The sequence below is a fragment of the Photobacterium phosphoreum genome, assembly GCF_002954725.1.
Lineage (GTDB): Bacteria > Pseudomonadota > Gammaproteobacteria > Enterobacterales > Vibrionaceae > Photobacterium > Photobacterium phosphoreum.
Genome location: NZ_MSCQ01000002.1, coordinates 700,603 through 701,212, shown reverse-complemented (window position 1 = coordinate 701,212; position 610 = coordinate 700,603). Strand labels below are relative to the sequence as shown.

2 tRNA genes are annotated in these 610 nt (G+C 39.5%); both read left to right on the top strand.

Going from position 1 to position 610, the window contains the following annotated elements:
* Positions 1-75 precede the first annotated feature (75 nt).
* A tRNA-Asn gene (locus tag BTO21_RS15380) sits at positions 76-166 on the top strand.
* Positions 167-501: 335 nt separating this feature from the next.
* Positions 502-592: transfer RNA gene (locus tag BTO21_RS15375), tRNA-Ser, on the top strand.
* The last annotated feature ends 18 nt before the right edge of the window (positions 593-610 follow it).

Here is a 610-nt window from a genome sequence, read left to right as displayed (position 1 = left end):
TAGGTTGCTAGGTTGCTAGGTTGCTAGGTTGCGAAGTTTCGAGAGTGCAGGGTACTAGATCTATCACCATACAATTCCCTCTTAGTTCAGTTGGTGCTTCTTTATTGGGAAGATTAGCGGCCTGTTAATCCGTATGGCACTGGTTCAAGTCCAGTAGAGGGAGCCAAATAGAAAAGCCCGCAAGCAATTGCGGGCTTTTTTACGTCTGGATTTTGGTGAAACTAGGTGCTAGGTGCTAGGTTTCGATAGTGTAGGGTACTTGATCCACCACCATACAATTCCTTCTTAGTTCAGTTGGTGTTTCTTTATTTTTTATCTACAATTTGAATCTCAGTAAGTGAGAATATGCTTCAGTATGTAAATGTTTGCACGATAAAATTGGTGTATAAAACATCAAACTGAGTGTTATTGATAACTTTTGTTTAATTGATGATCGCTTGAAAATCTTTTTAATATTATTACTTTACAGATAACGGTAAGGGCTATATTATACGCGGCATTGGAGAGATGGCTGAGCGGTTGAAAGCACTGGTCTTGAAAACCAGCATACGTTTATAGCGTATCTAGGGTTCAAATCCCTATCTCTCCGCCAAATTCTAATAGCCTGATA